Below are 18,741 nucleotides of genomic sequence, written 5' to 3' on the forward strand. Positions count from 1 at the left end.
GTCGGCCCGGAGTCGAGGGTGCGTCATCCTCCAGGATGACGTTCGACCAGGCCGTGCTCGTACGCGTACACGACGAGCTGCACCCGATCGCGCAGCCCCAGCTTGGCGAGCACCCGGCTGATGTGCGTCTTGACGGTCGCCTCGCTCACGAACTCCCCCGCCGCGATCTCCGCGTTGCTCAGCCCGCGCGCGGCGAGCAGGAACATGCCGTGCTCGCGCGCCGTGAGCTCGCCGAACTCGGGCGGCACGGGCGAACGGGTGCGATCGAGGCGCGCGACGAGTTCGCGGGTCGCGCTCGGCGCGATCACGGCGGTGCCCGCGTGCACCGTACGGATCGCGGCGAGCAGGAACTCCGGGTCGGAGTCCTTCAGCAGGAACCCGCTCGCCCCCGCGCGGATCGCACGCAGCGCCGCCTCGTCGAGGTCGAAGGTCGTGAGCACGATCACGCGGGGCGCGTCGGCTCCGGCCGGCACGGGCAGCGCGACGATCTGCCGGGTCGCCTCGATGCCGTCCATGACCGGCATCCGGATGTCCATGAGCACGACGTCCGGACGGGTCGCCCGCACCACCTCGATCGCCTCGCGCCCGTCCGGCGCCTCGCCGACGACCTCGAGGTCGCCCTGGGACGCCACGAGCATCCGGATGCCGGTACGGAACAGCGCCTGATCGTCGACGAGCACGACGCGGATCACGCGGTCGCCCCCACCTGCACCGGCAGCCAGGCGTGCACCACGAACTGGTCGTCCTGGGTGCGCGCGGTCAACCGACCGCCCACGAGCGCTGCGCGCTCGGTCATGCCCGCGATGCCGTGGCCGCTCCCGGGCGCGGCGGGCTGGGCGGGCAGGGCGCTCGTCACGACGAGGTCGAGGCCATGCGGAGACCAGCCGAGATGCAGCACGACCTGCTGGGCCGTGTCGGCGTGCCGCAGGGCGTTGGTGAGCGACTCCTGCGCGATGCGGTACACGGCGAGCTGCTGCCCCGTGGCCAGCGGCAGCGGCGTGCCGCTCTCCTCGCGCCGGACCTCGAGCCCGGCGGCCCGGAGCTGCTCGACCAGCCGGTCGAGGTCGCCGATCGTGGGCTGCGGTCCGTCGGCCTGCGAGTGCCGCAGCTGGGCGAGCAGCACGCGCACGTCGCCGAGCGCGTCGCGGGCGGTGGAGGCGATCGTCTGCAGGGCCTCGTCGACGGCCTCCGAATCCTTCTGCCGCAGGTAGCGCGCCCCGTCGGCCTGCGCCACGACGACGGCGAGCGAGTGGGCGACGACGTCGTGCATGTCGCGCGCGATGCGGGTGCGCTCCTGCTCCGTCACGACCTCGCGCTCGGCGACGACCGCGAGGAGCGGTTCGCGCGCGACTGGCGCCAGGTGCGGAACAGGATGCCGGCCGTCCAGGACAGCAGGAACATGGTCGCCGTGAACCCGTACAGGACTCCCACGACGGGCACGATCTGGAAGACCGCCTCGGGGAAGTGGAATCCCCACCCGGTGACCGGGCTCGGCGAGAGCAGTGCGAGCTCCCCGGGAATCCGACGGCCGCGGTCACGAGCGCGGCGCCGACGAAGGTCGAGGCGAACGCCGTCCACCGGATGCGCCGGGAGCCGTAGGCGGCGCACGCGAACAGCATCGGCAGGATCGCGAGATCGGCCGGGACCGGCACGACGCCGGTCAGCACCTGCAGGATCGCCACGGCCCAGGCGAGCGCCAGGACGAGAGGCGGACTCAATCGGCGCACGGCGATCACCGCGCCCATCCCGAGCGCCACGAGCGCGGCGCCCAGGCCGCCCGGGACCACGACGGTCGGGAGGGCGTTGACGAGGGCCCACCCCGCGCCGACGAGAGCGTCGACGACGACCTGGGTCCGGGTCAGGCGACGGAACATGCGCTCCACGCTACGGGCGTGAGCGGCGCGGCCGCGTCATCCGGCAGACGGACGCGGCGACCAGCACGACGCGCCGGTGCTCAGTCCGCCAGCCGCTCGACGAGCTCGGTCGCGGGCAGCTCGGTGCGCTCACCCGACCGCCGATCCCAGAGCTCGACCACGCCGTCCGCCGCCCCGCGGCCGACGATGACGATCGTCGGCACGCCCAGCAGCTCGGCGTCGCCGAACTTCACGCCGGGTGACACCTTCGGCCGGTCGTCGTAGAGCACCTCGCTGCCGGCGGCCTCGAGCTGCCCGACGAGTCCCGCCGCCAGGTCGTAGGCGACGTCGTCGCGTCCGGTGGCGACGACGTGCACGTCGAACGGCGCGATCTCGCGGGGCCAGACCAGTCCCTTGTCGTCGCTGGTCTCCTCCGCGATGGCGGCGAGGATGCGGGTGACCCCGATCCCGTACGAGCCCATCGTGACCGTGACGAGCTTGCCGTTCTCGTCGAGCACCTGCAGCCCGAGCACGTCGGCGTACTTGCGGCCGAGCTGGAACACGTGGCCGATCTCCATGCCGCGCGCGAGATGCACGGGGCCGGAGCCGTCGGGGGCGGGGTCGCCCTCCTTGACCTCCGCGACCTCGGCGAGCCCGTCGGCCTCGAAGTCGCGGCCGGCGACCAGGCCGAAGACGTGCTCCCCTCGGAGTTCGCGCCGGTGATCCAGCCGGAGCCGTCGGAGACGCGCGGATCGAGCAGATACCGGATGCCGGTGGCCGATTCCGTGCCGAGCACGGCGCCCTCGCGCGACCAGGGGCCGATGTAGCCCTTGACCAGCAGGGGTTGGCCTCGAAGTCCGCGTCGGTCGCGGGCTCCACCTCGGCCGGCTGGAACACCACCTCCGCGCGTTTCATGTCGACGTCGCGGTCACCGGGGATGCCGACGACGACGACCTCGCGCCGCCCGTCGAGGTGGGTGAGCCCGAGCACCACGTTCTTGAGCGTGTCGGCCGCGGTCCACGCCCGGCCGTCGGGCCGGGGATGCTTCTCGTTCGCCTCGGCGACGAGCGTCGCGATCGTCGGGGACCCGGGGGTCGGCAGCACCTCGGCGGGGGTGAGCTTCTCGTAGGACCGCGCGGGAGGCGCGGTCGTCGTGTACGCCTCGACGTTCGCGGCATAGCCCCCGTCGGAGTGCACGAAGGTGTCCTCGCCGATCGGCGTCGGGTGCAGGAACTCCTCGGAACGCGATCCGCCCATGGCGCCCGCGTCGGCCTGCACGATGACGTAGTCGAGTCCGAGGCGCTGGAAGATGCGCTCGTAGGCGTCGCGCTGGGCCTGGTAGCTCGCATCCAGTCCCGCGTCGGTCGCGTCGAAGGAGTACGCGTCCTTCATCGAGAACTCGCGACCTCGGAGCAGGCCGGCCCGGGGGCGGGCCTCGTCGCGGTACTTGTCCTGGATCTGGAAGATCGTCAGCGGCAGGTCCTTGTACGAGGAGTACAGGTCCTTCACGAGGAGCGTGAACATCTCCTCGTGGGTCGGGGCGAGCAGGTAGTCGGCGCCCTTGCGGTCCTGGAGGCGGAAGATGCTGTCGCCGTACTCTTCCCAGCGACCGCTCGCCTCATAGGGCTCGCGCGGCAGCAGCGCGGGGAAGAGCACCTCCTGGGCGCCCGCGCGCTCCATCTCCTCCCGGATGACGCGCTCGATCTTCGCGCGCACGCGCAGTCCCAGCGGCAGCCAGGCGAAGATCCCCGGGGCCTGGCGGCGGATGTATCCGGCCCGCACGAGCAGGCGGTGGCTCTGCACCTCGGCGTCGGAGGGATCCTCGCGCAGGGTGCGGACGAACAGCTGGGTCATCCGGGTGGGCACCCGTCAACCCTATTCGCGAGCCGGGGTCACCCCGTGACGGTGTTGCTGCCGGCCGAGGACCGCGCGAGGTCGAGACCGGTCGTGGCGGAACCCCGGATGGTCATCCGCAGCGCCGCGACGTCGTAGCGCCCGGTGCCGAACGGGTTCGCGGTCGGCGCCGGCAGTCCGGCCGCCCAGCCCGGCTCCGGCCCGGCGTTGAGCTCCGCCGGGTCGGGACGGTTCTGCGCGTTGGCCCACAGCTGGATCGCCCCGGTGGCGCCGAAGAGGCCCGTGAGGCCACCGCCGACCGTCGAGACGAGCGTGCCCGTCGCCGTGCCGAGGTTGGCGCCCAGCGTCGAGACGGTCGCCGCCGTCGGCGCCAGCGCCGTCTGCAGGGTGCCGCCGATCGTCTGGCCGACCGACGCGAGCAGCGCGGGGGTCAGATTGCCGAGCACGGTGGTGACGAGAGCGCACAGCGTGGCGCCGACGATCACGACGCTGCACAGCCCCGACGACTTGTCGATGCCGGCGGTGACACCCGGCGATCCGGCGAGCAGCTGAGCGAGCGTGAGGTCGTTGGTGTGCACGAAGAGGGTCCCCACATTGACCGACAGGGCGCTCACCGGCGCTGTCAGATCGAGGTTCACGGCGACCGCCGCGAGCGCGGCGTTGACGGCGGCGATCACCGACGACACCCACGCGGTGAGCGCCGACGTCATCGCGGCCTCGAGCGCGGTGAGCGCGGTGCCGTTGATCAGCAGCCGGCTGTTGGGGGCGAGGCCGTTGATCTTCGGCGACGTGAGGTAGGCGGGGCCCATGAGCGCGTCGAGGTCGAGCGTGATCGTGCCCGCCGACGGGGAGATCGAGAACAGGCCGGACGAGTCGGTGATCGGCGTCGAGAGCAGGGCCGTGACCGCCGAGAAGTCCGGCGTGAGCGACAGGGTGACGGTCGGCGTGCCGGCCCCCAGGGTGCTGAGTGCCGGCTTCAGGGCCAGCAGGATGCTCGACCCGAGACTGTTCAGCAGGGCGCTGTTCCCGGCGATCGCATTCAGCTGCGCACTGAGTGCCGAGAGCCCGGCGTCGGTCGTGGTCACGAGCGAGGAGACCGCCGGGCTCGTGAGAGTGGCGTCCATGCCCGCGAGCGCGTACTGGCGCACGAGGCCGGTGTAGATACCTCGCCACTCGGCCGTGCATCCCGACAGCTGCGCGGAGCTCGCGACAGCGCCCAGGCCGAGCTGCGCGTCGGTGATACCCGTGACGAGCGACGACAGGTTCTGGCCGAGAGCGCTCTGCACGACCTGGCCGAGGCCCACGGTCGCGAAGCGCGGCATCGCCGCGCCCGGTGCCCGCTGGGTGACGGCGATGCCGCCGCTGTTCGAGACCGCGCCCGCGGCTCCGGCGGATGTCGTGTCCGACGCCGCCCGGGCGTATTGGTTGAGCCCGCCCGCATCGGCGGTGAGCGGCAGCTGCAGCGCCGGCCCGATGTCGGCGTCGATCCCCGAGAGGGCCGACACGGACAGCGGGTTGGAGTAGGCACCCGAACCGAGCGAGGTCGCCGTCGAGGGCGTCGGCGTCGTCGTCGTGCCGTCGTTCGTCGCGCTCACGCCGCGCACCGACGCGATCGTGCTCAGATCCGTGCTGCCGAGGGTGCCGCCGAGCAGCGTGCCGGAGCCGGTGCTCGTTCCGCTGCCGGGGTCCGTGCACAGCACCGACTGCACCGTGGCCGCGTCGTACTGCCGATCGGCCCAGCTCGCCTCGCTCGGCACGACGCCGATCGCGCCCAGCACGAGCGCCGCGGCCACGACGGCCCCCGCCGTGACGCGGCCCGCCGGGGGCCGTCGCGCCGGCCCGGCGTGCCGTGCGCCCCGCTCCGCGCGCTCACGGCACCGCCTTCGCCGCACGTCGGCGACCGCGCGCTGAGGCGAGCACGACGCCGCCGAGCAGCATGCCGGCGCCGAGCAGCAGCGGGCCGGCGAGGACCGCCCCGGTGCTCGGCAGCCGGCCGCGCGAGCCCGTCGACACCGTCTCGGTGTCGCCGTCGGCCGTGAGCGTGAGCCGCACGGTGCCGTTGCGGCCCACGAAGGCCGACGTCGGCAGTCGCACGACCGCGAGCAGGTGCGCCGGCGCGGCCGGTGAGATGGTCGTGACCGGCACCGCGTCGGCACCGAGCAGCCGGGCGACGGGCGCGTCCGGCAGCACGACGCTCTCATCCCCGCTCGGGCACAGCGACGACGTCCACGCGACAGGGCATCGGAGCACCTCGACCCGCAGGCCGGCAGGATCGGTCGACATGCCGCCGGCGCCGTCGACGGCGAGCCAGAGCCGCGCTCGCTCCTCGACGAGCAACGCCGCATCCACCCGCCAGTACGCGGTCTCGCCGGGTGCCAGATCCTGCACGCCGAGCGGGTCGGGCGCCGTGCTGAGCTGCAGCCGCCCGGCCGCCCCGACCTGCGGCGCCGCCTGCGCGCTCGCCGCGACACAGGTCCCGCCCGCAACGGCGAGCGCCGCCGCGAGCACAACCCCGAGGATCTCGAGCGCGCGCATCTCAGCCCCCGGGCGACGCGGACCGCGGATTCATCTCGGGCTCGCCGCCGCGCGGCCACCAGGCCCAGAGCACGAGCAGGCTCGCCGTGACGGTCAGCCCGCCGAGCGCCCAGGGCGAGCGGGCGGCGGTGACGACCTGACCTCCCCACGGGACGCCTCCCACGACGCGAGTCACCCTCGCGACGTCGTACGGTGCCGGATCGGGCGCCGGGTTCGCGTCGCCCTTCAGCACCAGCTCGGTCGCCGTGCCGCGCGCCGCGGTCGAGACGACGCGGTGGGTCACGGGCAGGGAGCCGGGTCGCTGCACCATCACGATGTCGCCGACGCGCGCCTGCGCGGCCGGGATCTGCTCGGCCAGCAGCAGCGAGTCGGGCGGGAACCCGGGCGACATCGAGCCCGTCGCGAGCCGCACGACCTGCCAGCCGGTGAGCGGCAGCACGGCGACGCCGACGACGAGCAGGCCGAAAACGCCCACCACGGTGACGACGGCCGGTTTCAGCCAAGATGCGCGACGTCGGCGACGGCGCGGTCGCAGCCCTGTGGCCGGGGCGGCGACCGGGTCGGCGAGCGCCGATCCCGTGAGCATCCGGCTACGAGGAGATCGCGTCGAAGTACCAGATCGGCGTGAAGCTGAGACCCATCGCCGTGTCGGGCACGTCGGCATCCTGCATGTGGATCTGGAAGCACACCGTCCTGGTCTCGGCGCCGTTGGCCGCGAGGGTGAACGTCTGCGTGCTGTCCGCCGTCACCGGCTGTCCGGCGGCGGTGAGGACGTTGCTCGCCGTACCGGCCGCCGTCGCGAAGCCGTTCGCCGTGCAGGTGCCGGTGTCCGGCACGATCGTCGCGCCGTAGCTGAGGTACTGCGCCAGCCCGGTCGCCGTCGCGGTGCTCGATTTGAGCGCGAGGGTGCCGTCGATCGACGGGTCGTCGGTCTTCAGCTGCACCCAGCCGTACACGGTGGCGCCCGGCGAGAGGGCGGCGGCCACCGATGAGAAGTCGATGACACCGCCCGGAGAGGTCTCCCGGTCGGTGAACGAACTGGAGTCCCCGGCCACGCTCTGCAGCACGTTGAACGTCGAGGTGCCGACGCCGGCGCTGCCGTTGAACCCTCCCTGCACGAACTCCTGGTCCGTCCAGGCCGCCAGCGAGGTGACGCCGATTCCGCCGAGGAGAACGGCTCCCGCCGCTCCCACGGCCATGAACTTGGTGCGCCGCGTGACGCGGCCCACACCGATGCGCTTGCCCATTTCCTGATCCCCCTTCGCCCGCTTCGGGTGCGGGCTTCCGGAAATCGCGACAGGTGCGGTCGCGAGCCGACGACGACGTCGACATCGCGAGCGTATGTCGCGTTCTCGGGGCGCGGATATCCCCAACCCCAGTCGGACCCGGACGGGGGCCACGGCCGGCGCCGCACCTGATGGCGTGCGCGCCGAGCGCAGCTCAGTGCCCGGAGGCGACGACCTCCGGGGTGCCGAGGGCGGCGTCGGGCCCGAGTTCGTCGGCGAGGCGGTTGGCCTCCGCGATGAGGGTCGCGACGATCTCCGACTCGGGCACGGTCTTGATGACCTGGCCCTTGACGAAGATCTGGCCCTTGCCGTTGCCGGAGGCGACGCCGAGGTCCGCCTCGCGCGCCTCACCGGGGCCGTTGACGACGCAGCCCATGACCGCGACCCGCAGCGGCACGGTCATGCCCTGCAGTCCCTCCGTCACGCTGTCGGCGAGCGTGTAGACGTCGACCTGGGCGCGGCCGCACGAGGGGCACGACACGATCTCGAGCTTGCGCTCGCGGAGGTTCAGCGACTGCAGGATCTGCAGCCCGACCTTGACCTCCTCGGCGGGAGGCGCCGAGAGCGAGACGCGGATGGTGTCGCCGATCCCCTCGGAGAGCAGGATGCCGAACGCCGTCGCCGACTTGATCGTGCCCTGGAAGGCGGGGCCGGCCTCCGTGACGCCGAGGTGCAGCGGCCAGTCGCCGCGCTCGGCCAGCATCCGGTACGCCTTGACCATCACGACCGGGTCGTTGTGCTTGACCGAGATCTTGAAGTCGTGGAAGTCGTGCTCCTCGAACAGGCTCGCCTCCCACACCGCGCTCTCGACGAGCGCCTCGGGCGTCGCCTTGCCGTACTTCTCGAGCAGGCGCTTGTCGAGCGACCCGGCGTTGACGCCGATGCGCAGCGAGACGCCCGCGTCCTTGGCCGCCTTCGCGATCGCGCCGACCTGGTCGTCGAACTTGCGGATGTTGCCGGGGTTGACCCGGACCGCCCCGCAGCCGGCGTCGATCGCCTGGAACACGTACTTCGGCTGGAAGTGGATGTCGGCGATGACCGGGATCTGGCTCTTCTTGGCGATGATCGGCAGCACGTCGGCGTCGTCCTGGCTCGGCACCGCGACGCGCACGATGTCGCAGCCGGACGCCGTGAGCTCGGCGATCTGCTGCAGGGTCGCGTTGATGTTCGTGGTGGGCGTCGTGGTCATCGACTGCACGCTCACCGGCGCGTCGCCGCCCACGAGCACCTTGCCGACCCGGATCTGGCGGCTCGTCCGGCGCGGAGCGAGGGTCTCGGGCGGAGGCTTCGGCATCCCGATGTTGACCGCAGGCATGTCTCCAGCCTAGGTCCGCGACCTGGGCGCCGCCGGGTGGGAGGGGTCCGTCAGGTCGCTAGGAGATGATGATCGGGTTGACGATGTCGACGACGATGAGCGCGAGACTCATGAGGGCGAGCACGCCCGTCACGAGCAGCGTGAGCGGCACGAGCTTGGCCATGTCGACGGGACCGGGGTCCGGGCGCTTGAACCACGCCGCGAACCGGCGGCGCACGGCCTCCCAGACCGCGCCGACCACGTGGCCGCCGTCCAGCGGCAGCAGCGGCACCATGTTGAAGACGAAGAGCGCGACGTTGAGCTGGGCGAGCACGCTCACCATGGCGACGGTGCGGTTCAGGATCGGCGAGTCGGAGGCCGCCACCTGCCCGGCGATCTCGCCGATGCCGACGAGACTGATCGGGCCGCTGCTGTCGCGCTTCTTGCCCTCGATCGTGGACTGCACGGTCTGCGTGACGCGGGCCGGCAGCGTGACGACGATCTTCACGATGCCCTGGATGTCCGAGCCGAGGTACGCGAAGGCGCTGCCGAGGTCCTGGCGCTGGATCGTGGTGTAGTTGCCGATGCCGAGGAATCCGGCCCGGGTCAGCACGGGCTGGCCGAGCCAGTCGGTGCTCGGGGTGCCCCACCGGTCGGACACCTGCACCCGCCGTGCCTCGGGGGTGACCTGCAGCGTCTCCCGGGACCCGTCGCGATCGACGACGACGCTCATCTGCCGGCCGGCGTGGGCCCGGATGAGGGCGGTCATCTGCGTGTAGCTCGTCACGTCGGTGCCGTCGATCTCGACCACCCGGTCGTCGGCCCGCAGGCCGCCCGCGGCGGCGGGGTCCCGCTGCCGACGTCCGCGATCGTCGTCGAGGGCACCGGGAGGCCGAGGCCGCAGACGAGGATCGCCGCGAACACGATCGCCAGCACGAGGTTCATCGCGGGCCCGGCGAGCATGATGATGACGCGCTTCCACCACACGAGCCGGTAGAAGACGCGCTCCTCCTCGCCGACGAGGATCGTGTCGGCGGAGGCATCCCGGGCGTCCTGCACGAGCACGTTGAACAGGCCGGTCGTCGAGGGCCGCGCGTGCTCGGGCTGCGCGAAGGTGGCGCCGGGTCGCCCGTCGCGCGGCTCGTCGCCGCGCTTGGCCGGTGGGAACATGCCCGCCATCGAGATGTAGCCGCCGAGCGGGATGGCCTTGACGCCGTACTCGGTCTCGCCCCGGCGGCGCGACCAGAGCGTCGGCCCGAAGCCGATCATGAACTGCCCGACCCGCACCTTGAAGAGCTTCGCGAACGTGAAGTGCCCGAGCTCGTGGAGGCCGATCGACACGACGAGGCCCACGACGATGATCAGCACGCCGAGGACGAAGAGCAGCACGGTCTCCACGACGACGAGAGTACGTGCCGCCGCCTGAGAAATCCGGACCCCAGGCCTGGGGGCACCTGAGCGGCCGCGCCCCGGCGCGGCGCGCGTGAGTTCTGTCATCGACGGCACGGCGCAGCCGCCTCGGTGGCTCGGGCCGACTGGGAGACGCCTGAGGGCGCGCCGATCCGACGGCTCGGCGCGCGGACCATGAAGCCGACATGGACGAAGCCGACATGGACGCGCACCCCGACACGGTCCTGGCGGGCCGATACCGCCTGCTCGCGACGCTGGGCGCGGGCGGGATGGGCACGGTCTGGCGCGCGAGCGACGAGCTGCTCGATCGCGAGGTCGCCGTCAAGCTGTTCGCCCCGGCCAGCGGCCACTCCGGCGACGAGGCGCGTCGGCGCACCGAGATGCACCTGCTCGCGGGAACGGCGCACCCCGCCGTCGTCGCCCTGTTCGACGCGCAGCTGGAGGGCGATCCGGCCTACCTCGTGATGGAGCTGGTCGACGGGGAGGACCTGGCGACCCGGCTGACGCGCGGGCCGGTTCCTCCGGCCCAGACCCGCGGGATCGGGCTCGCGATGGCTGCGGCGCTCGAGTCGCTCGCGCGCCGCGGAGCGGTGCACCGCGACGTCAAGCCGTCCAACATCCTGTTGCCGGGTGAGGGCTCCGCGCTCCCGGCGAAGCTCGCCGACTTCGGGATCGCGCGTCTGGCCGACGACGCGGGACTCACGACCGCGGGCACGACGATCGGCACCGCGGCCTACCTCAGCCCGGAGCAGGTGGCGGGGCGCGAGCCGACCCCGAAAGCCGACGTCTATTCCCTCGGGCTCGTGCTGCTCGAGTGCCTGACCGGCGAGCGCGCATTCCCCGGGACCGTGTCCGAGACCGCCGCCGCCCGATTGGTGCGCGAGCCGACCGTCCCCCGGAACTCGGCGCGGACTGGCAGGGGCTGCTGACGGCGATGTGCCGGATGGATCCCGACGAGCGGATCGACGCCCGCGAGGCTCTCGCGCGGCTCGGCCGGATGCGCGCCGCGAGCGCGGCCCCGGCGCCCGCGACGACCCCGGCGACGGTCCCGGTCGCCTCGGCTTCCGACGCCACCGGACCGACAGCGCGGCTGCCGGTCGTGGCGGGCGCGGGGATGGCGGCCGGGGCTGCAGCGGCCGAGCCGACCGCACCGGTGGATGCCGGCGTCGCGGACGCGCCCCCGCACGCCGCACCCGCCGCGGCATCCTGATCACCGCGGTGGCCGTGGTCGCGGCCGTGATCGTCGCCGCGATCGCGATCGCCCTCAGCCTGCCGCAGCCCCACCGGACCCCCGCTCCCCGGCCCTCACCGGCTCGTCGTCCGCCTCGCCGTCGATCACGGATGGGGAGGCGACGGGGCGCACGAACGCTCCGGGCCGCATCGGCAGCGCACCGCCGGCCGGCCCGACGGCCGCGCCGATCGCGCCGAGCGTCGCGCCGACCGGCACGCCCGGTCCGGGAGGCGGCACGCCGACACCCGCGCCGTCGGGCACGTCCACGGCGGCCGCGGACCCCGGGACCGGCGGCACGACGCCCTGAATCGGCGCCGCGCCCGGGTCACTCGTTGAGGGCGCCCGCGAGCTGCCGATCCGCCTCGTCGCGGGCCCACCGCTCGGCATCCAGCACCGATTCGAGCGAGAGCTCCCCGCTCGGCCGGTGCGCGTCGACGACCCGCTCGACGGTCGCGAGGATCGCGAGGAACGGGATGCGTCCCGCGTGGAAGGCCGTGACCGCTTGCTCGTTGGCGGCGTTGAAGACGGCCGGGTAGGTGCCCCCGGCCACGCCGACGCGCTTGGCGAGCCGCACCGAGGGGAAGGCATCGTCATCCAGCGGCTCGAAGGTCCACTGCTGCGCTCGGGTCCAGTCCAGCGGCACCCCGACGCCGGGAACGCGATGCGGCCAGTCGAGGCTCATCGAGATCGGCAGGCGCATGTCGGGCGGCGACGCCTGCGCGATCGTCGATCCGTCGACGAACTCCACCATCGAGTGCACGATCGACTGCGGATGCACGGCGACGTCGATCCGCTCGTACGGCACGTCGAAGAGGTGGTGGGCCTCGATCACCTCGAGCCCCTTGTTGACGAGGGTCGCCGAGTTGGTCGTGACCATGGGGCCCATGTCCCAGGTGGGATGCGCGAGCGCCTCGCGCGGCGTCACGTCGCCCAGCTGGTCCCGGGTGCGCCCGCGGAACGGCCCGCCGGATGCGGTGAGCACGAGCCGGCGGACCTCGGCGTGGACGCCGGCCCGCAGGGCCTGGGCGATCGCGGAGTGCTCGGAGTCGACCGGGACGATCCGGCCCGGCCCGGCGGCATCCGTCACCAGCCGCCCACCGACGATGAGGCTCTCCTTGTTGGCGAGCGCGAGCACCGCGTCGGTCTCGAGCACGGCGAGCGTCGGAGCCAGGCCGACCGAGCCCGTGATGCCGTTCAGGACGACGTCGGCGCGAACGCTGCGCACGAGTTGCACGGCCTCGTCGACGCCGAGCGCGAGGTCGGTCACGCCGGTCGCCGCACCCTGACGCTGCAGTCCCTCGCGGTCGCGGCCCGCCGCGAGACCGACGAGCTCGAAGCGGTCCGGGTTGGCGGCGATGACCTCGAGCGCCTGGGTGCCGATGGATCCCGTGGATCCGAGGACGATGACGCGGCGCACGGGGCGACGCTACTGCGCGCCCGCCGCGACGGCGAGGATGTCGATCACGAACACGAGGGTGTCCGTACCCTTGATGCCGACCTCGGGGCTGCCTCCGGAGCCGTAGCCGTCGGCCGGCGGGATCATGACGATCACCTGCGACCCGACCTTCTGCCCGACCAGGGCCTTCGCGAAGCCGGGGATGACGCCCGTCGTCGACAGCTCGACCGGCCCGGACCCCAGCTCTGCTGGAAGATCTTCTTGGTGCGGAAGTTGATGCCCTGGTACTGAACGTAGAGCGCGTCGCCGGATGCCACCGTCGCCCCCGTGCCCTGCTTCAGCAGGCCGATCATCGTCTGCGCGGGCGCCGCGGCGTCGTCGGCGAACGCGACCTTCGGCCGGCCGTTCGCGGCGTCGGTGACCGTGGGGAAGCCGGCGGGGGCGGGCTGCTTGGCGCCGGTCGCCTTGTCGGGCAGGGCGTCCACGACATCCACGACGAACACCACCGTGTCCTTGGCGCCGATGCCGAACTGCGAGTTGCCGTTGGTGCCGAACGCGTCCTTCGGGGGCAGCACCCCGACGATGCGGGAACCGACCTTGGCGCACGCGATGGTCTTCGCAAGACCCGGCAGCGTCTTGTTCGCGTCGGACGACACCGGCAGCGCGTGGCCCGTGAAGCCCGTCGTCGTGGCGGACTTGCCCGTCCTGCCGTTGTAGACCGCGAACTCCAGGTCCATCACATCGCCGGGCTTGGTCGCCCGGCCGGAGCCCTGGGCGACCACGTGGCGCTGCGTGGCGTCGACCTTCAGCGGCGAGTCGAACGTGACCGTCGGCTCACCCTTCGTGCCGCCGCCGATCTTGATCGAGTCGGCGACCGGTCCGTCGGACGCCGCGGCGCAGGCCTTCGCCTTCGGCGCGTCGGAGGCGGTGCTCCGGGGATCGCCGCTGCCGCTGCAGCCCGCCAGGGCGAGAGCGGCCAGGGCGAACACGGCGACGGGGGCCAGGAGGCGGGTGGGCATGGGTCCATCCTCGCGGATGCCGCCTGCGAGGAACCCTAGGCTGAGTGCATGGACTTCAGCGTGCCGCAGGAGCGCAAGCTCGTCACCGCAATCCCGGGACCGAAGTCGCTCGCGCTGCAGGAGCGCCGTCTGGCGAGCGTGTCGCGGGGCGCAGGGACCCTGGCGAACATCTACATGGACCATGGCGCCGGCGCGATCCTGGTCGACGTCGACGGCAACCGGCTGATCGACCTCGGCTGCGGCATCGGCGTGACGACGATCGGCCACGCGCATCCGGATGTCGCGGCGGCCGCCGCGGCCCAGGCCGCCAAGCTCACGCACACCCTGTTCACCGTCACCCCGTACGAGAACTACGTCCGGGTCGCGGAGAAGCTCGCCGAGGTCACCCCGGGCGACTTCGAGAAGCACTCGATCCTCGTCAACTCGGGCGCCGAGGCGGTCGAGAACGCGGTGAAGATCGCGCGCAGGTTCACGGGCCGCCGCGTCATCCTGAGCCTCGACCACGCCTTCCACGGGCGCACCAACCTCACGATGGCGATGACCTACCGGCCGTGGCCGGAGCGTGCCGGCATGGGGCCCTTCCCGGGCGACGTGTTCTCGGTGCCGACCAGCTACCCGTACCGGGACGGGCTCTCCGGCGAGGAGGCGGCCGCCCGCACGATCGACTACATCGAGACCCACATCGGCGGGTCGGAGGTCGCGGCCTTCTTCGCGGAGCCGATCCAGGGCGACGGAGGCATCGTCATCCCGGCGCCCGGCTACTTCGCCGCGATCCGGAAGTACTGCGACGACAACGGCATCGTGTTCGTCGCCGACGAGATCCAGGCCGGCATGGGCCGCACCGGCACGTGGTACTCGATCGAGCACCACGGCGTCGTGCCGGACCTCGTGACGACCGCCAAGGGCATCGCGGGCGGCTTCCCCTCGCGGCCGTGACCGGGCGCGCCGACATCATGGATGCCGTGCAGCCCGGCGGCATCGGCGGCACCTTCGGTGGCAATCCCGTGTCGACCGCCGCGGCACTGGCCGTCTTCGAGGTCATCGAGCGCGACGGCCTGCTCGCCGAGGCGCAGCGCGTGGAGCGGGCGCTCGTCGCCCGGATCGGCGACTGGCCCTCGCGCTTCGGCGTGGTCGGCGAGGTGCGCGGCAAGGGCGCGATGTTCGGCGTCGAGCTCGTGAAGCCGGGCACGACGCAGCCGGACCCGGCGGCGCTGACGGCGATCATCCGGCACGCCACGGCGAACGGGGTGATCCCGCTCGACGCCGGCAGCTGGGACTCCGTGCTGCGGTTCCTGCCGAGCGTCGTCATCTCGGAAGCGCTGATCGACGACGCGATGGGCGTCATCGAGGAGACGCTCGCGACGCTGTGACGCGGCTCTATCTCAGCTCGTACCGACTCGGACACCGGGCCGATCGACTTCGATGGACCGGTCCGGGCGCGGGCAGGGCCCTCGTCGTCATGAACGCCCTCGACGTGTACCACTCCGATCGCCTGCTCTCGTGGGATCGAGAAGCTGACGACCTGGCTTCGCTCGGCTATGGCGCGGCAGAGCTCGACCTCCGCGACCCCGGGAATCTCATCGACCGGCTCGCGAGCGCCGACCTCTTGTGGGTCGTCGGCGGCAACGCGTTCGTGCTCGCCCGCGCGATGGCGACAGCGGAGTTCCGTCGTGCGTTCACGAGTATTCCCGATGACGAGCGTCCGACCTACGCGGGGTATTCGGCGGGCGCGTGCGTCGCCGGCCCGGACCTCGCGGGGATCGACCTCATCGACGACCCCGGCCCGTCCTCCAGCGTCGAGACACTCGAGTTCATCACGGAGCGGATCGTGCCGCACTGGCGTTCCGAGCACCCCGAGGCGCCGGCAGCAGAGCTCGTGGTCGCAGAACTGACTCGGCGCGAGCTCGCCCATCTGACATTGCGCGACGGCGACGATCACCTCGTCGGCTGGTGATCTCGACCGAGGCGGCACCTCGACAAACCGGCGCCCCGCAGTCGCGATGAAGCGGGCGGGTCGGGTCGCTAGAACGGCGGCGGATCGACGGTCGTGCGGTGCCCGGTCGGCGAGATCCAGGTCGTCGTGCCGCCGGGACCGGCGCGCACCGTCCAGCCGCCCTCGTGCTTGAGGCGGTGGTGGTGGCGGCACAGGTGTGCGAGATTGTCGACCGACGTGCCGCCCCCGTCGGCCCACGCCTCCCGGTGGTCGAGATCGCACTCCGCCGCCGGGCGACCGCATCCGGGCGCGGTGCAGTGCTCATCGCGCATCCGGAGCCAGCGCAGGAGGTCGGCCGGCGGGCGATAGCTGGTGCGATCGACGTCGAGCACGGTGCCGGTCACCGGATGCGTGAGGATCCGCTGGAACGACGGCGCCCGGGCCGCGAGGCGCCGGGCCGTCTCCGCGTCGATCGGACCGTAGCCCTCGAGCGTGCCGGGCAGCTCGGCCTCGCCGAGCAACGAGAGCACCGGCACGGTCACGGCGACCGTCGGCGTCACGGCGGGCGCTCCGCTCGCCCCGCCGCGCAGCAGCAGGTCGGCGAAGACGTCGGCGCGCAGCTGATCGAGGGTGCGCATCTCATCCGGCCGGCCCGCCAGGCGGTGCGCCGTCGCATCCAGCCGGCGCCGGATCGGGATGCCGTCCGCCGCATCGAGGTAGGCCGACAGCCAGACCATGCCGTCGGGCATCTTCTCGACCTCGACGCGCCGCAGCTCACGCGCGGCGCCGTGACGCTCGGTGAGCGGCGCCGGGTCGAGCTCCTCGCGCAGGCGGCGCGCCCGGTCGCGGAATCGCGCCGGCGTGCACTCGCGCGCGGCTCGGACGAGCGCATCGTCGAACGCGGTGCGGATGGCGCCCGCCGGAAGCGTCATCGCGAGATCCGCTGCTGTCTCCGCATTGCGCGCGGGCACCTCGCCCTCGCACAGGCCGGCCCAGATCGACGGGAGCGACCCGATCAGCACCCGGGCGCGATCGGCCTGCAACCGCACCGTCGACTCCGACATGCGCAGTCGCATCGCGAGATCGGCGGTCGCCGATCGCTCGGCGAAGGCGACCGCGTCGTCGCCCCGGAACGCCTCCCCGACGAACAGCGCCGGGTCGCGCCGCGCCTCCTGCAGCGTGCCGTGGATGCCGAGCAGCAGCTCCGCCGCGGCATGGGCCGCTGCACGCTGCCCGAACTCCGCGTGGGCGATCGCGTACGCGACCCGCACCTCGGCATCGGGCTCGAATGAGCCGATGACCTGGAGTTCTTCCATGTCGTCAGTTCAGCAGCAGCCACCGACATCCGGACGATCCGCTCGGTGCACCAGCGCGCCCTCAGCGCACACGCGACGACAGCGCCACGAGCTTGCCCCGCTGCCCGAGCACCTGCTCCACACCCGCCACCACGACGATCGCGACGAACTCGACAGCGAGCGCGACCACGGCCGGCACGAACGCCAGGGCGGGCACCAGCACGAGCGCGAGCGCGGCACCGGCGAACCGGATGAGCGCCCACTCCCCGAGGCGCGGCGCCAGAGGAAGGCCGTGCTCGCGAGATAGAGCGCCACACCGCCGCCGAGACCGCACGCGGCGAACCAGCCGATGGCGTGCCATCCGGGTGCTGCGTGCATCGTCGACTCGATGCCGAGGGCCGCGATCACGATGCCGGCGATCACGGCGAGGTGCAGGTAGGTGTAGATATCGGTGGCGAGCCGTGCCCGGTCGACGCCGACCTTGCGGCCCACGAGCCGCTCGATCTTCGTCGAGAGATGGTGGAAGTAGTTCCACCACAGGCCGATGCCGATCCCGATCGCGAGCACCGCCGCCACGATCACGGTCGCGTCGATCGGCAGGTCGGCCGCCCCGACGCCGATGGCGACGACCGACTCGCCGAGCGCGAGGATCACGACGAGGGCGTGCCGCTCCGCGAAGTGCGCGGTGGACTTGACGCGCCAGTTGCCGCCGCTGGACGTCAGGTAGATCATCAGCCACAGCGACACGAACGCCGCGAGCCAGAGCCAGAGCTGGAACGGCGGTCCCGCGACCGCACCGACGATGAGCATCGCCGACGCCGGGATGATCGCGCTCAGCATGGAGACGATGACCTGCCGCCGCAGCCCGGTGTCGTCCCGTGCCGCCATGAGGTACAGGGTCATGTGGACGGCCTGCACGAGCAGGAACGCGACGCCGAACACGATCGCGGGGGCGACATCGCCGTGCTCGGCGGGACGGAAGACGAGCGGGGTGACGAGGGCCGCGACGAACATGATCACGGTCGCCGCGATGATCCCGAGCCGGCCGACTCCGCGATCGGCGTGGGTCTGGTTGGCGAGCCACGCGAAGGAGCTCCACGGCCCCCAGAGCAGGCCGAGCATGAGGAGCCCCTCGAGCACGCTCAGGCCGCTTCCGCCGTGCGCCATGAGCGCCGTGACCTGCGTGAAGGCGAACGCGTAGACGAGGTCGAAGAACAGCTCGAGCGTCGTCGCCCGGTCACCCTCGCGCGAGGGCTCCGCGCTCAGCAGACCGCTCGAGACGGTCGTGCTGCGGAGGCGCCCGAGCAGGCTCATGCCGCCAGCTGCACGCCGCCGTCGCTCGTCGCGAACTCGTCGCGCCGGGCCGTGAGATCGACCACCAGAGCTTCGCCCGCCCGGATCTCCGCGGCGCTCCTGACGAGCAGGTCGACGATCGTCAGCCCGAGGGCGGTGCAGACCCCGGCGAGCACCTCGCTCGAGGGCTCCTTGCGGCCCCGTTCGATCTCGGAGAGATAGGGCATCGACACGCGCGCCGCCGCAGCGACCTCGCGCAGGGTGAGCCCGCGATCCAGCCGGACCCGGCGCAACGCGGCGCCGACGGCGTGCCTCAGCAGCATGTGACGAGACTAGGCAGTG

The 18,741-nt window shown here is 72.6% G+C and carries 18 protein-coding genes and 4 pseudogenes; 4 read left to right on the forward strand and 18 right to left on the reverse strand.

Annotation, left to right across the window (positions count from 1 at the left end; all coding sequences use genetic code 11):
• Positions 1-23 precede the first annotated feature (23 nt).
• The 11 genes and pseudogenes from QQK35_RS02100 to QQK35_RS20180 all read right to left on the reverse strand — a co-directional run bounded on the left by QQK35_RS02100 (position 24) and on the right by QQK35_RS20180 (position 10,211).
• Positions 24-692 (reverse strand): response regulator, encoded by a 669-nt coding sequence (locus tag QQK35_RS02100; RefSeq protein WP_284252491.1) that lies wholly within the window; start codon positions 690-692, stop codon positions 24-26.
• The gene (locus tag QQK35_RS02105; protein ID WP_284252494.1) at positions 689-1,306 is read right to left on the reverse strand and encodes a sensor histidine kinase; all 618 of its coding nucleotides are present in this window, start codon (positions 1,304-1,306) and stop codon (positions 689-691) included. The genes QQK35_RS02100 and QQK35_RS02105 overlap by 4 nt, the downstream gene beginning before the upstream one ends.
• Positions 1,303-1,608 carry a hypothetical protein gene (locus QQK35_RS02110; RefSeq protein ID WP_284252496.1) on the reverse strand — a complete coding sequence of 102 codons (306 nt, stop codon included), beginning with the start codon at positions 1,606-1,608 and terminating at the stop codon, positions 1,303-1,305. Before QQK35_RS02110 ends, QQK35_RS02105 begins: the two co-directional genes overlap by 4 nt.
• Positions 1,581-1,874: pseudogene (locus QQK35_RS20175) on the reverse strand (DUF7134 domain-containing protein); the annotation flags it as partial. The gene QQK35_RS02110 and the pseudogene QQK35_RS20175, both read right to left, overlap by 28 nt.
• Before the next feature lie 80 nt (positions 1,875-1,954).
• Positions 1,955-3,707: pseudogene (locus QQK35_RS02115) on the reverse strand (proline--tRNA ligase).
• A gap of 38 nt (positions 3,708-3,745) precedes the next feature.
• Positions 3,746-5,500: a choice-of-anchor G family protein gene (locus QQK35_RS02120; RefSeq protein WP_284252498.1), complete on the reverse strand. Its 1,755-nt coding sequence runs from the start codon at positions 5,498-5,500 to the stop codon at positions 3,746-3,748.
• 76 nt (positions 5,501-5,576) lie between these two features.
• Positions 5,577-6,242: a hypothetical protein gene (locus tag QQK35_RS02125; protein WP_284252500.1), complete on the reverse strand. Its 666-nt coding sequence runs from the start codon at positions 6,240-6,242 to the stop codon at positions 5,577-5,579.
• Position 6,243: 1 nt separating this feature from the next.
• A complete protein-coding gene (locus tag QQK35_RS02130; RefSeq protein ID WP_284252502.1) occupies positions 6,244-6,828 on the reverse strand; it encodes a signal peptidase I in 585 nt (194 codons plus the stop codon).
• A gap of 4 nt (positions 6,829-6,832) precedes the next feature.
• Entirely contained in the window at positions 6,833-7,489 is a 657-nt protein-coding gene (locus QQK35_RS02135; RefSeq protein ID WP_284252504.1) for a SipW-dependent-type signal peptide-containing protein, read from the reverse strand.
• A gap of 193 nt (positions 7,490-7,682) precedes the next feature.
• Positions 7,683-8,822, reverse strand: a complete 1,140-nt coding sequence (gene ispG / locus QQK35_RS02140; RefSeq protein WP_284255573.1) for a flavodoxin-dependent (E)-4-hydroxy-3-methylbut-2-enyl-diphosphate synthase — start codon at positions 8,820-8,822, stop codon at positions 7,683-7,685.
• Positions 8,823-8,901: 79 nt separating this feature from the next.
• Positions 8,902-10,211: pseudogene (locus tag QQK35_RS20180) on the reverse strand (M50 family metallopeptidase).
• 206 nt (positions 10,212-10,417) lie between these two features.
• On the opposite strand from QQK35_RS20180, the gene QQK35_RS02155 reads away from it, so the two are divergent.
• Positions 10,418-11,161: a serine/threonine-protein kinase gene (locus QQK35_RS02155; protein WP_284252509.1), complete on the forward strand. Its 744-nt coding sequence runs from the start codon at positions 10,418-10,420 to the stop codon at positions 11,159-11,161.
• A 14-nt stretch (positions 11,162-11,175) separates the two neighbouring features.
• On the forward strand, positions 11,176-11,442 hold the full coding sequence (locus QQK35_RS02160) for a hypothetical protein (protein ID WP_284252511.1): 267 nt from the start codon (positions 11,176-11,178) through the stop codon (positions 11,440-11,442).
• A gap of 54 nt (positions 11,443-11,496) precedes the next feature.
• Here QQK35_RS02160 and QQK35_RS02165 read toward each other — a convergent pair whose 3' ends face one another.
• Genes QQK35_RS02165 through QQK35_RS02180 form a run of 4 tightly spaced genes read right to left on the reverse strand, consistent with a single transcriptional unit; the run spans position 11,497 to position 13,878 of the window.
• Positions 11,497-11,760, reverse strand: coding sequence for a hypothetical protein (locus tag QQK35_RS02165; RefSeq protein ID WP_284252513.1), 264 nt, complete (start codon positions 11,758-11,760; stop codon positions 11,497-11,499).
• 28 nt (positions 11,761-11,788) lie between these two features.
• Positions 11,789-12,880 (reverse strand): 1-deoxy-D-xylulose-5-phosphate reductoisomerase, encoded by a 1,092-nt coding sequence (gene dxr, locus QQK35_RS02170; protein ID WP_284252515.1) that lies wholly within the window; start codon positions 12,878-12,880, stop codon positions 11,789-11,791.
• Between the two features lie 9 nt (positions 12,881-12,889).
• Positions 12,890-13,102 carry an FKBP-type peptidyl-prolyl cis-trans isomerase gene (locus QQK35_RS02175; protein WP_284255574.1) on the reverse strand — a complete coding sequence of 71 codons (213 nt, stop codon included), beginning with the start codon at positions 13,100-13,102 and terminating at the stop codon, positions 12,890-12,892.
• The gene (locus QQK35_RS02180) at positions 13,012-13,878 is read right to left on the reverse strand and encodes an FKBP-type peptidyl-prolyl cis-trans isomerase (RefSeq protein WP_284252518.1); all 867 of its coding nucleotides are present in this window, start codon (positions 13,876-13,878) and stop codon (positions 13,012-13,014) included. Before QQK35_RS02180 ends, QQK35_RS02175 begins: the two co-directional genes overlap by 91 nt.
• A 48-nt stretch (positions 13,879-13,926) precedes the next feature.
• On the opposite strand from QQK35_RS02180, the pseudogene QQK35_RS02185 reads away from it, so the two are divergent.
• Both QQK35_RS02185 and QQK35_RS02190 read left to right on the forward strand, forming a co-directional pair.
• Positions 13,927-15,248: pseudogene (locus QQK35_RS02185) on the forward strand (aminotransferase class III-fold pyridoxal phosphate-dependent enzyme).
• Between the two features lie 89 nt (positions 15,249-15,337).
• Entirely contained in the window at positions 15,338-15,832 is a 495-nt protein-coding gene (locus tag QQK35_RS02190) for a Type 1 glutamine amidotransferase-like domain-containing protein (RefSeq protein WP_284252520.1), read from the forward strand.
• A gap of 68 nt (positions 15,833-15,900) precedes the next feature.
• Here the strand turns inward: QQK35_RS02190 and QQK35_RS02195 are convergent, their stop codons facing one another.
• Genes QQK35_RS02195 through QQK35_RS02205 form a run of 3 tightly spaced genes read right to left on the reverse strand, consistent with a single transcriptional unit; the run spans position 15,901 to position 18,722 of the window.
• Positions 15,901-17,127, reverse strand: a complete 1,227-nt coding sequence (locus QQK35_RS02195) for an HNH endonuclease signature motif containing protein (RefSeq protein ID WP_284252522.1) — start codon at positions 17,125-17,127, stop codon at positions 15,901-15,903.
• Positions 17,128-17,136: 9 nt separating this feature from the next.
• Entirely contained in the window at positions 17,137-18,420 is a 1,284-nt protein-coding gene (locus QQK35_RS02200; RefSeq protein ID WP_284252524.1) for a low temperature requirement protein A, read from the reverse strand.
• A complete protein-coding gene (locus QQK35_RS02205; RefSeq protein WP_284252526.1) occupies positions 18,417-18,722 on the reverse strand; it encodes a helix-turn-helix domain-containing protein in 306 nt (101 codons plus the stop codon). The genes QQK35_RS02200 and QQK35_RS02205 overlap by 4 nt, the downstream gene beginning before the upstream one ends.
• Positions 18,723-18,741: the final 19 nt, after the last annotated feature.

It is taken from the genome of Pseudolysinimonas kribbensis (genome assembly GCF_030161895.1).
Lineage (GTDB): Bacteria > Actinomycetota > Actinomycetes > Actinomycetales > Microbacteriaceae > Pseudolysinimonas > Pseudolysinimonas kribbensis.